The sequence below is a fragment of the Actinomadura sp. BRA 177 genome (assembly GCF_013372625.1).
GTDB lineage: Bacteria > Actinomycetota > Actinomycetes > Streptosporangiales > Streptosporangiaceae > Spirillospora.
In genome coordinates this window covers 1-10,480 of sequence record NZ_JABXFD010000124.1, presented here as the reverse complement: position 1 = coordinate 10,480, position 10,480 = coordinate 1, and the positions used below count along the sequence as shown (strand labels likewise).

Genomic DNA, 10,480 nt, shown 5'->3' with positions numbered 1-10,480 from the left:
CTGTGCGACCGCGCGGGCGCAGCGGTCCGCGACTCGGCCGCCGACCTCGCCGGCTGCGACCTGGTCATCGAGGCGGCCGAGGACACCGAGGCCGCGCGGGCGCTGCTGAACGCCGCCGCGCAGGCCGCCAAGCCGGACGCGGTGCTGGTCGTCACGTCCGTGGACGGCTCGGTGATCGAGCAGGCCATGGCCACCGGACGTCCCGCCGACGTCGTCGGGCTGCACCTGCCCGACCCGGCCGGCACGCTCGCCGAGATCGCCGCCACCGTCGCCACCGGCCCGGACGTCGCCGACCGCGCCGCCGATCTCCTTGGACGCCTCGGCCTCACCGTCGTCCGCTGCCGCGACCGCGCCGGGTTCATCGTGGACGCGCTGCGCTTCCCCTACCTGAACGACGCCGCCGCCATGCTCGGCGCCGGATACGCCGACGCCGACTCGATCGACGCCGCGATGATGCTCGGCTGCGGCTATCCGACCGGCCCGATCGCCGACCTCGACCGCCTCGGCATCGACCGCGCCGTCACCGTCCTGCGGGCCCTGCACGCCGAGACCCGCGAGCCCGCGCTGTCCCCGGTCCCGCTCCTGATCGAGCACGTCACCGCAGGAAAGCCACTCCGCTGAATATCCTCGAAGTATGAGCCCCCGGAAGAACCGCCGTGCCATGACCGGACGTCCCCCCGATGGCGGCGGGTCGTGGGCTCAGGAGACCGAGGAGGGGCCGGACGGCGAGTGGATCGTCCGGTCGATCGCCGGGGCCGGCTTCACCAAGGCGTACCGGTGCCCCGGCTGCGACCAGGAGATCGCGCCGGGCGTCGGGCACATCGTCGCCTGGCGGGCGGGTGAGGGCGGCGACGACCGGCGGCACTGGCACCGTCCCTGCTGGCAGGCCCGCACCCGCCGCACCCCCCGCGTCCAACGCAGCCGGAACGCGCCCCGCTACTAGCGACGACGGTCACTGCCCCTGCCGGGGGGCTCGGGGGTGTCCCCCCGAAACGAGAGGAGACCCATGGCGGAGATCAGGGCGGCGTCGGTGCTGCCGGCGCGGCGCGAGGAGATCACGCTGCACACGTCGGACGGGCTGGAGCTGGTCGGGGAGCTGGCGCTGCCGCCGGAGCGGCCGCCGGTCGCGACGCTGGTCTGCCTGCATCCGCTGCCCACGGCCGAGGGCATGATGGACAGCCACGTGCTGCGCAAGGCGTCCTACCGGCTGCCCGCGCTCGCCGATCTGGCCGTGCTGCGGTTCAACACGCGGGGGACGGCGTCGGCGCGCGGGACGAGCCAGGGCGAGTTCGGCGGCGGCGAGACCGAGCGGTTCGACGTGGCGGCGGCGCTGGAGTACACCGACTACCACGACCTGCCGCGGCCGTGGCTGCTCGGCTGGTCGTTCGGCACCGAGCTGGCGCTGAAGTGGGGGCGCGACCCGCTGGTGGAGGGCGCGATCCTGCTGTCCCCGCCGCTGAAGCGGGCCGGTGACGCGGACCTGGACGCGTGGGGCGTCGACGGGCGTCCCGTGCTGGCGCTCGTGCCGGAGTTCGACGACTACCTGCGTCCGGCGGAGGCGCGGGAGCGGTTCAAGCGCGTCCCGCAGGCCGAGGTGGTCGGGGTGGACAAGGCGAAGCACCTCTGGGTGGGCGAGCCGTATGTCCGGATCGTCCTGAACGAGATCGTCAAGCGGGTCGCGCTCGCCGCCTACCCGCTGCCCACCGAATGGGACGAACCGGACAGATAAACCGCTGCGGCCGATCACGGCCACTCCCGTCACACGGCCGCGATAGCGGGTAACCATGACCCAATGACGGTGCAGCTGTACGCAAGGGACGTCGGTGCCGGCACGCCCCTCGTCCTGCTGCACGCGTTCCCGCTGTCCTCGGCGATGTGGCTGGCCCAGCGCGAGGGCCTCGCGAACCGGTTCCGGATCATCACGCCCGACCTGCGCGGCTTCGGCGGCTCGGTGCTCGGCGACGATGAGCCCTCCGTCGACGCGATGGCCGACGACGTCGCCCGCATGTTCCGCGGCATGGGCGTCCAGCGTGCCGTCGTCGGCGGCCTGTCCATGGGCGGATACGTCGCGATGGCACTGTGCCGCCGCCACCCCGACCTGGTGCTCGGCCTCGTGCTCGCCGCGACACGCGCCACCGCCGACGCCGACCCCGTCCAGGAGAACCGGCTCCGGCAGGCCGAGCGGCTCGACCGCGAAGGCAGCACGCAGGTCCTGGTGGACGAGGTGCTGCCCGGCCTCGTCGGCCCCACCACCTACCGGCAGCGCGCGCTGATCTACGGGCGGGTGCGCGGCCTCGTCCAGGCGACGCCGCCGCACGCCGCAGCCTGGGCGCAGCGCGCCATGGCCGGACGCGCGGACGCGTTCGACACGCTCCGCACCCTCAAGGTGCCCGCCCTCGTCATGATCGGGGACGAGGACGCGCTCGCCACCGAGGACGAGGCCCGCGCCATGGCGGACGCGCTGCCGAACGCCGAACTGCTGGTCATCCCGCGCGCCGGGCACCTGTGCGCGGTCGAACAGCCGGACCTGTTCAACCAGGCGGTCGCCGAGTTCGCCGCCGCCCTCGCCCGCACCGCCCGCTGAGCTACAGGGTCTCCTGGCGCGGCATGACGACCTCCCTGATGAGCAGCGAGATCGCCGCCGCCGTCGGGATCGCGACCAGGGCCCCGACCACGCCGAGCAGCGCCGCGCCGATCAGTGCCGCCACGATCGTCACCGCGGGTTGCACGTCGACCGTCCGTTTCATGACGCGGGGATAGACCAGATAGTTCTCGACCTGCTGGTAGACCAGATAGAAGACCACGCAGACGATGAGGTCGGTCGTGCTCCCGGTGAGGAAGGCGACGAGGCACACGACGACCGCGCCGATCGTGGCGCCGATCAGCGGGATCAGGTCGGTCACCGCGACGATCAGCGCCAGCGCCAGCGCGTACTTCACCCCGAGGATCGACAGGAAGATGTACGAGCAGACGCCCGCGATGAATCCGATCGTGAACTGCCCGGCGACGTATCCGCCGATCCGGTCGAGGATCTCGTCGCCGAGCAGGGCGACGCGTGCCCGCCGGGAGCGCGGTGCGAGCTGGTAGAAGAACGTCTTGATCTGCGGCAGCGAGCTGAGGAAGTACAGCGTCAGGATCAGGATCGTGATCGTCTGGAAGATCCCGTTGACCGCGACCTTTCCTATGCCGGTCGCGGTGTCGGTGAGGGTGTTCTGGAAGTCCTCACCGGTCACCACCTTCTCGGCGCGGTCAAGCAGCCCGAAGCGCTTGTCCCACTCGGCCAGCGTCTTGTTGCCCTGCAGTTGCTGGACGTACTCGGGGATGTTGTGCCGCAGCTCGGTGACCTGCTCGGACACCGGCTGGACGAGGGAGGCGACGAACCCCGCGAAGAACAGGATCACCAGCAGGAACACCGTCGCGACCGCGGCGCCGCGCGGGAACCCGAACTTGCGCAGCCGCTCCACCGCCGGGTTGAGGCCGACCGCGAGGAACATCGCGACGATGATCATCACGATGACCGACTTGGCGTTCGTGGCGGTCTTCACCAGCATCCAGGCGGTGATGACGCCGAGCGCGGCGGTGAATCCGAACACGAACGGGTGCGCGCGGCCGAGCGGCTGCCCCGGCCGTCCGAACGGGAACCGCTGGTCGACGCCCGCCTCGCGGCGGCGCTGCTCGACATCGTGCGCCGGATCGGGCGCACCGGGCACCGGCGGCTCCTGCTCGGCGACCGCCGTCGCCGGAAGCGTGACCGGCGCACCGATCGCCGGATCGCGTTCCCCCACAGGCTCGTCCGCCTCCTCGGGCCGCTCCGCCCCACTCGGCGCGACGCTCTCCCCACCGTCGCCCTCGTCGGCCCGCGTCTCGCCGGGTTCGGTGCTGTCCGTGGACGCGGTGTCGTCCCCGTGGTCGTCGGCAGGTGGCGCGGGCGCTGGAACCGCGGGTTCACCTGCGGGACGTCCCGGGCCGGGCACCGCCTCCGGCTCGTCGTCGCGGGAGGTCTCGTCGGCCACGCCGCTCTCCTTCTTCGTATGCCTCGTCGGAGGACGCGGCCGCCAGGCGGACCACGCGTCTCACGATGGTGAGACGAAGGAAAGGCTAGAGGCGTTCGATGCCTCTAGCCTTTCCTTGACTCCGGGTTCAGGAACTCACTCCTGCCACCAGTCCTCGTCGTCCTCGTCGGACTTCTTGGCCTGGGCCTGCTTGGCGGGCGCGGCCTTCGCGGCGGCCGGCTGCTGCTTGGGCTGGGCCTGCGGGGCCGGCTTCGGCTCGGCGGCCGGGATGGCGGCCTTCTCCGGGGGCGCGGCCAGCTCGGGCTCGCCGCCCATCGTCGGCGCGACGCCGCCGATGAGCTGGCGCAGCTGGTTGAGGTGGCTGGTGATGCTGTCGCGCTGCCGGGTGAGCTCGTCGACCTGCCGCTGCGCCGCCGTCCGGACGCGGTCGGCCTCGGCCTTGGTCTCGGCGAGCAGCTGCTCGGCCTGCGACTTCGCCTCGGCGATCACGTTGTCGGAGTTCTTGCGCGCGTTGGCCATCAGCTGCTTGGCGTGCGAGTCGGCCTCGCGCCGGGTCTGCTCGGCCTGCTGGGTCGCCTTCCCGGCCCGCTGCTCGGCGGACGCGGCGCGCTGCTCGGCCTCGGCGACCAGCTTCTGGGTGGCGGCCTGCGCGGCGGAGTGCCGCTCGGCGTCCTGCCGGTCGGCCTCCTCGCGGCGGGCGGCCAGCTGGATCTCGAACTCGGCCTCGGCCTGGGCGCGCTGGGCCTCGCTCTCCTCCAGGATGCGCTGGGCCTGCGCGCGCATCTCGTCGGCCTGCCGCTTGGCCGTGGTGAGGATCTCGTCCCGCTCGCGCTTGGTGGACGCGCGCAGCTGCGCGACCTCGCGCTCGGTGGTGGTGCGCAGCTTGGCGATCTCGCGCTCGGCGCCGGCCCGCTTCTCGGCGACCTCGTGGTCGGCGGTGGCGCGCAGCTTGGCGACCTCGCGCTCGGTCGTCGAGGTCAGCTCGTCGGCCTCGCGGCGGGCGGAGGTGCGCACCTCCTCGGCCTCGCGCTCGGCCGAGTTGCGCATGTCGTCGCCCTCGCGCTGGGCGTTGGCGCGCAGTTCGGCGGCGTCGTTCTCGGCGGTGGCGCGCTGCTCGGCGGCGTCGACCTTGGCCGCGGCCTTGATCTCGTTCGCCTCGGAGCGGGCCGCCTGGACCAGCTCGGTCGCCTGCTCCTCGGCGAGCCGCAGCAGCTGCTCGATGCGGGCGCCGAGACCGGAGTAGGTGGGACGTTCCTGCTCCTGCAGCTGACGGTGCGCGTCCGACAGCTCGCGCTGCAGCGCGCTGGTCTGCTCGCGGGTCTGCCGCACCTCGTTGTCGAGCTGCTTGATGTGCTCGTCGACCTGGTGCCGGTCGTAGCCGCGAAGCACCACGTCGAACTCGCGCGGGGGCGTGTCTTCAAAGAAGTTGCTGAGCTGGGCGTCGATGTCGGACTGCATGTGGCTCAATCCTGATGTGACGGGGCTACGGGTGGTTCCGGGGACCGGTTGAACGCCTGACATGACGGGCGCAGTGCCCCAGGACCTCTTCCGGTGGATGAAGCGTACTCCGGACACTGCCGTGTTGGGGGCTCATCTTGACGCACTGCGTAGAATGTCCGGTTTGTTGACGTGTTCAGCCGGGTTGAAGGTGCCCAGGTGCTGGGGGTGCAAATGCACCAGATGTGTCTGAACGGTCACAGAGCGGCAGTCCATGCCTCACCGCCCGTGACCGTGATATCGAACACGTCACGATCCGGTCGCGCGCACGCCGCGCCCGGCCCGCAAGATCATTCCGCGTCGCGGCGCTTCTGCACGAGTTCCGTCAGCACGCCGTGGCAGTCCTTCGGGTGCAAAAAGTTGATCAAGGATCCCATGGATCCGTTGCGCGGCGCGTCGTACAGCACCCGCACGCCCTTGCCCGCGATGCCGGCCGCCTCGTCCGCGACCGTCCCGTCCGTCCCGAACGCGATGTGGTGGACGCCCTCGCCGTTCTTCGCCAGCCACTTGGCGACCGCCGAGTCGTCCCGGATCGGCTCGATCAGCTGCAGGTAGCTCGCCGCGCCGTCCCCCGTCTCGTTGATCTTGAGCATGCACTCCCGGACGCCCTGCTCCTCGTTCACCTCGAAGTGCGCGTCGGTGAAACCGTAGGTCGCCTTGTAGAACTCGACGGTCGCGTCCAGGTCGTGACAGGCGATGCCGATGTGGTCGATACGGGTCAGCATGGGCTTTCTCCTACTAGGGCGGCCAGGCGGGGGCGAACGGAACCGAACGACGCTCCCCTGGGTATGGTGGCAAACGTCGCCGCAGCAGCACCCTGGAGGGCCCCCACATGACCGCTACGTCCGTGATCGTCGCCGGTGCGCGCACTCCCATCGGACGGCTGATGGGGTCGCTGAAGGACTTCTCCGCGGCCGACCTCGGCGCGCACGCGATCAAGGCGGCGCTGGAGCGGGCCGGGCTGGCCGGCGACCAGGTGCAGTACGTGATCCTCGGCCAGGTCCTGCAGGCCGGCGCGGGGCAGATCCCGTCCCGGCAGGCGGCGGTCAAGGCGGGCATCCCGATGAACGTCCCGTCCATCACGATCAACAAGGTGTGCCTGTCCGGGCTGGACGCGATCGCCCTCGCCGACCAGCTCATCCGGGCCGGCGAGTTCGACATCGTCGTCGCGGGCGGCATGGAGTCGATGACCCAGGCCCCGCACCTGCTGCCCAAGTCGCGCGGCGGCTACAAGTACGGCTCCGTCGAGGTCCTCGACCACATGGCCTACGACGCCCTCACCGACGCTTTCGACGGCATCGCCATGGGCGAGTCGACCGAGCACCACAACGCCAAGCTCGGCATCTCCCGCGAAGACCAGGACGAGTTCTCCGCCCGCTCCCACCAGCGCGCCGCAGCCGCCATCAAGAACGGCGTCTTCGACGACGAGATCGCCCCGGTCGAGATCCCGCAGCGCAAGGGCGACCCGATCACCTTCTCGAAGGACGAGGGCGTCCGCGGCGACACCACCGCCGAGGGCCTCGCCAAGCTGCGTCCCGCCTTCAGCAAGGACGGCACGATCACCGCCGGCTCGTCCTCGCAGATCTCCGACGGCGCCGCCGCGGTCGTCGTCATGTCCAAGGCCAAGGCCGAGGAACTCGGCCTCGCCTGGCTCGCCGAGATCGGCGCCCACGGCAACGTCGCCGGCCCCGACAACTCCCTGCAGTCCCAGCCGTCCAACGCCATCCGGCACGCCCTCGGCAAGGCGGGCCTGACCGTCGACGACCTCGACCTCATCGAGATCAACGAGGCGTTCGCCTCCGTCGGCATCCAGTCGATGCGCGACCTCGGCGTCGGCCCCGAGAAGGTCAACGTCAACGGCGGCGCCATCGCACTCGGCCACCCGGTCGGCATGTCCGGCGCCCGCATCGCCCTGCACCTCGCCTACGAACTCAAGCGCCGCGGCGGCGGCACCGGCGCCGCCGGCCTCTGCGGCGGCGGCGGCCAAGGAGACGCGTTGCTTATTCGTGTTCCGACCCGAACCCTCGCCTAGCGGCTCGGAACCGGTCGGAACACGGCGATCGCTGGCATCGCTCCGGCTCGCCTAGCGGCTCGCTGCGCGATCAGGTTCTCGCAGGCTCGAACCTGCCTTCGGACGCGATCGCGGTCGTTTGGGTCGTTGCGTGGCTGGGGTGGTGGCTGAGGTCACCGCGCCCTACTGGGCGTTTGGTTGTTGGACGGTGATGGTCGTGAAGCCCAGGGCCTTCAGCATGTTCTCCAGCATCAGCTTGGTGTTGGCGTCGGCCTGGCGTGCCAGGTTGCTCTGCTGGGCGGCGGTTTGGATTTTTTGGGATGCCAGGACGTAGAGCTGCTGCTGGTTGTTCGGGTTCGAGCTGAAGAAGTCGCCGAAGCGGTCGATGAGGCCGCGTTCGGTGGCGTAGACGTAGCTGTTCTTCTCGTCCAGGTTGGTCTTCTCCAGTTGGGCGCGGGGGAGCGTGATCGTGGCGGCGGTCCGGTCCGCGTTGACCTTGACGGCGCCCGAGCCGAGCTTGGCGAAGTCCACGTAGGCGTCGACGCTGCCGTTGCCGACGAACAGCGTCCGCTTGCCGCGTAGCGAGCCGGGCAGGAACTTGGCGTCCTTCTCCAGGTCCACGACGACCTGGAAGTTGCCGGTCGCGGCCTCGTAGCGGTGCAGGTCGCGGATCGACTTCAGCAGGACGGGCCCGCTGCGGTCCTTCGTCTCCGTGCCGAACGGGTTCAGCCAGCCCGGCAGGCCGCGCAGCGCCTGCTGCGCCAGCAGCACCAGTGCGATCGTCGCGACGATCAGCACGATGGGGGTGAGCAGACCGCGCCGGGGGGAGCGGGACGGCGTGGGGGGCGCGTCGTTCTTCGGTCGGGGGCGAGCCATGCACCAAGCATTCCCGGCATCCCCGTCCAATACCTGGCGGACCGGTGAGGTCGGCGTGGAGGCCGGTGTGATCAAGGCCATAGGGCGCGCCGAAACCCCAGGTGAGGACGGTCCGTTGTCGGGGCGTGGACATGATTCGTGTTTTCCGGTTCGTCTCCGTCGCGGAGGCGATCTCGTTCCTGCTCCTGCTGCTGGTCGCGATGCCGCTGAAGTACGGCGCGGACGCACCGGTGGGCGTGCAATTGATGGGGCCGCTGCACGGAGTCCTGTTCATGGCCTACGTCGGCCTGGTGTTCCTCGTCCGCGAGCAGCTCCGCTGGGACCTCAAGCGCACGGTGCTGGCGCTCGGCGCCGCCGTCCTCCCGGTGGCCCCGTTCCTCGTGGAGCGGTACTGGGCCCGGCCCGTGGCGCCCGCCGCGCAGCCGGCCGGACGGGCCTGAGACTTCTGCGTGGCCGCGGTCGCTGGGGGTGGCAGCCGCGGTCACGCAGAGGATGACGTTCACGTTGGGGGAGTTGCGCGGTCGAGCGTTCGGCGGCGGGAGTGCTTCTTCGCTGAGCGGAAGTCCTGGGGGCCGAGCGTGCAGGTGCGGTACTCGGTGAAGTGGTGGCGCAGCCACGCGCGGCGCCGGCGCTCGGTCAGCGCCGCGAACCGGCGGGCCGCGTAGGCGTCGGTGATGGACGGGGGGTCGCCGCCGAGGAGCCACGCGTCCACCAGCGCCCGGTAGCCGGCGGAGTCGTCCGTGCAGGCGCGGGGGTCCTTGAGCGCTCCGGTGATCTGCCGGACGGCCCGTGCCGCGAACCCGGCGGAGAGGTTCTCGTCGAGGTGGATGAAGGCGACGCCGTCCGCCACCGAGACCGGCGCCCAGCCCGGACGCTGCCGTACTTCCGTGAACTCGCCGGGGGTGCCGTTCAGCCGTGCCGCGAGCGGGATGAGGGCCGCCGTCAGCCGGGGCAGCGCGTCGCGCAGCGCGGGGTGCACGCAGACGGTCACCGGCCACTGCCGGCACGCGGGCTGCGCGGGTGCGGCGCGGGCCGTCCCGCCGCCGGAGCCGTACAGGCCGAGCGTGGCGGTGCCGGTCGCGGCCAGCGCGGCGGCCAGCGGCAGGACGAGCAGGAACCGCCGCGTCGCCCACAGCACGTAGCCGAGGATCAGCGCGGCGGTCAGCCCGGCCGTCCAGAGCACCTGGTCGGCGAACACCCGGGGGCGCAGGGTGGTGAACAGGTCGATGCGGGGGAACGCGGCCGGGGGCAGCAGGCTCCACCACGACACGCCGGGGATGCGCAGCGCCGCCCACATCGCCGTCGCGCCGAACGCCAGGGCCGCCGTCGCGCGGTGCGGGACGACGCGTCCCATCAGGTAGCCGGCGACGACGTGCAGGACGAGCGCGCCCGCGCCCGCGATCACGCCGAGGGGATGCGGATGCCCGGCCTCCGCCTGCGCCAGCGTGGCGGCGACGACGAGCGCCGTGACCGCGGTGTAGGACACGAGGGCCGCCGAGGACAGCAGGAGGAGGTCGAGCAGCGCGCCCGTGGCGGGCGAGCGCGCGGTGAGGTCGCGCAGGTAGTCGAGCGGACGTTCGCGGACCGCCGCCCAGGCCGCCAGCCCGGCGGCGACGGGCCCGAGGAAGCGGACGGCGTTGACCAGCGCGACGACCGTGTTGTCCCAGTACGCGGCGGAGAGGCAGAGCGCCGGCAGCGCCGCCGCCGTCCCGACCGCGGTGAGGACGGGCACCGCGACCAGCAGCGCGGTGCGGCGGGCGTCCAGCCGGAGCACCCGCCCGAGGTCAGACACCGGTGGCGCTCCCGGCGGGCAGCGAGAGCCGCGGCAGCGCCCGCCGGGAGCGCCACCGGTGTCTGACCTCGGGCGGGTGCTCCGGCTGCACGCCCGCCGCACCGCCCTGCTGGTCGCGGTGCCCGTCCTCACAGCGGTCGGGCCCGCGCCGGCGCTACCGGCGCCCTGCCTCTCCGCCGCCTACCGGGACCTGTCTCTTCTCCACTGCGCACCCTCCCGCCGCAGATGCGAGTGTTGTACTTGGCTGACCTCCCATCATCATATGAACAGCACCGATGCACCCCGCTACTT

11 protein-coding genes are annotated in these 10,480 nt (G+C 71.8%); 6 read left to right on the top strand and 5 right to left on the bottom strand.

Annotated features, from left to right (window positions below; translation table 11 throughout):
• The 4 genes from HUX53_RS03475 to HUX53_RS03460 form a co-directional block, all read left to right on the top strand.
• The coding region (locus HUX53_RS03475; RefSeq protein ID WP_255204873.1) for a 3-hydroxyacyl-CoA dehydrogenase family protein at nucleotides 1–621 on the top strand (621 nt) is incomplete at its 5' end.
• A gap of 13 nt (nucleotides 622–634) precedes the next feature.
• Nucleotides 635–943 (top strand): ATP/GTP-binding protein, encoded by a 309-nt coding sequence (locus HUX53_RS03470; RefSeq protein ID WP_176401722.1) that lies wholly within the window; start codon nucleotides 635–637, stop codon nucleotides 941–943.
• A gap of 63 nt (nucleotides 944–1,006) precedes the next feature.
• Nucleotides 1,007–1,729 carry an alpha/beta hydrolase gene (locus HUX53_RS03465; protein WP_176401721.1) on the top strand — a complete coding sequence of 241 codons (723 nt, stop codon included), beginning with the start codon at nucleotides 1,007–1,009 and terminating at the stop codon, nucleotides 1,727–1,729.
• A gap of 63 nt (nucleotides 1,730–1,792) precedes the next feature.
• On the top strand, nucleotides 1,793–2,584 hold the full coding sequence (locus HUX53_RS03460; RefSeq protein ID WP_176401720.1) for an alpha/beta fold hydrolase: 792 nt from the start codon (nucleotides 1,793–1,795) through the stop codon (nucleotides 2,582–2,584).
• 1 nt (nucleotide 2,585) lies between these two features.
• On the opposite strand, the gene HUX53_RS03455 is transcribed toward HUX53_RS03460, so the two are convergent.
• The 3 genes from HUX53_RS03455 to mce form a co-directional block, all read right to left on the bottom strand.
• Nucleotides 2,586–4,013, bottom strand: a complete 1,428-nt coding sequence (locus HUX53_RS03455; protein ID WP_176401719.1) for an AI-2E family transporter — start codon at nucleotides 4,011–4,013, stop codon at nucleotides 2,586–2,588.
• Nucleotides 4,014–4,148: 135 nt separating this feature from the next.
• Complete coding sequence (locus HUX53_RS03450; RefSeq protein ID WP_176401718.1) at nucleotides 4,149–5,471, bottom strand: DivIVA domain-containing protein; 1,323 nt, start codon at nucleotides 5,469–5,471, stop codon at nucleotides 4,149–4,151.
• A 329-nt stretch (nucleotides 5,472–5,800) separates the two neighbouring features.
• A complete protein-coding gene (gene mce / locus HUX53_RS03445; RefSeq protein ID WP_176401717.1) occupies nucleotides 5,801–6,235 on the bottom strand; it encodes a methylmalonyl-CoA epimerase in 435 nt (144 codons plus the stop codon).
• Nucleotides 6,236–6,342: 107 nt separating this feature from the next.
• Here mce and HUX53_RS03440 point away from each other — a divergent pair, with 107 nt between their 5' ends.
• Nucleotides 6,343–7,542, top strand: a complete 1,200-nt coding sequence (locus HUX53_RS03440; protein ID WP_176401716.1) for an acetyl-CoA C-acetyltransferase — start codon at nucleotides 6,343–6,345, stop codon at nucleotides 7,540–7,542.
• A 162-nt stretch (nucleotides 7,543–7,704) separates the two neighbouring features.
• Here the strand turns inward: HUX53_RS03440 and HUX53_RS03435 are convergent, their stop codons facing one another.
• Nucleotides 7,705–8,397: a DUF4230 domain-containing protein gene (locus tag HUX53_RS03435; protein WP_176401715.1), complete on the bottom strand. Its 693-nt coding sequence runs from the start codon at nucleotides 8,395–8,397 to the stop codon at nucleotides 7,705–7,707.
• Between the two features lie 131 nt (nucleotides 8,398–8,528).
• On the opposite strand from HUX53_RS03435, the gene HUX53_RS03430 reads away from it, so the two are divergent.
• A complete protein-coding gene (locus tag HUX53_RS03430; RefSeq protein ID WP_176401714.1) occupies nucleotides 8,529–8,837 on the top strand; it encodes a DUF3817 domain-containing protein in 309 nt (102 codons plus the stop codon).
• A gap of 59 nt (nucleotides 8,838–8,896) precedes the next feature.
• On the opposite strand, the gene HUX53_RS03425 is transcribed toward HUX53_RS03430, so the two are convergent.
• Entirely contained in the window at nucleotides 8,897–10,189 is a 1,293-nt protein-coding gene (locus HUX53_RS03425; protein WP_176401713.1) for a hypothetical protein, read from the bottom strand.
• Nucleotides 10,190–10,480: the final 291 nt, after the last annotated feature.

Bases quoted from the DNA above. Each gene is read 5' to 3' on its own strand.
- HUX53_RS03470 (WP_176401722.1), top strand. From the start codon at position 635: ATGAGCCCCCGGAAGAACCGCCGTGCCATGACCGGACGTCCCCCCGAT.
- HUX53_RS03465 (WP_176401721.1), top strand. From the start codon at position 1,007: ATGGCGGAGATCAGGGCGGCGTCGGTGCTGCCGGCGCGGCGCGAGGAG.
- HUX53_RS03460 (WP_176401720.1), top strand. From the start codon at position 1,793: ATGACGGTGCAGCTGTACGCAAGGGACGTCGGTGCCGGCACGCCCCTC.
- HUX53_RS03450 (WP_176401718.1), bottom strand. From the start codon at position 5,471: ATGCAGTCCGACATCGACGCCCAGCTCAGCAACTTCTTTGAAGACACG.
- mce (WP_176401717.1), bottom strand. From the start codon at position 6,235: ATGCTGACCCGTATCGACCACATCGGCATCGCCTGTCACGACCTGGAC.
- HUX53_RS03440 (WP_176401716.1), top strand. From the start codon at position 6,343: ATGACCGCTACGTCCGTGATCGTCGCCGGTGCGCGCACTCCCATCGGA.
- HUX53_RS03435 (WP_176401715.1), bottom strand. From the start codon at position 8,397: ATGGCTCGCCCCCGACCGAAGAACGACGCGCCCCCCACGCCGTCCCGC.
- HUX53_RS03430 (WP_176401714.1), top strand. From the start codon at position 8,529: ATGATTCGTGTTTTCCGGTTCGTCTCCGTCGCGGAGGCGATCTCGTTC.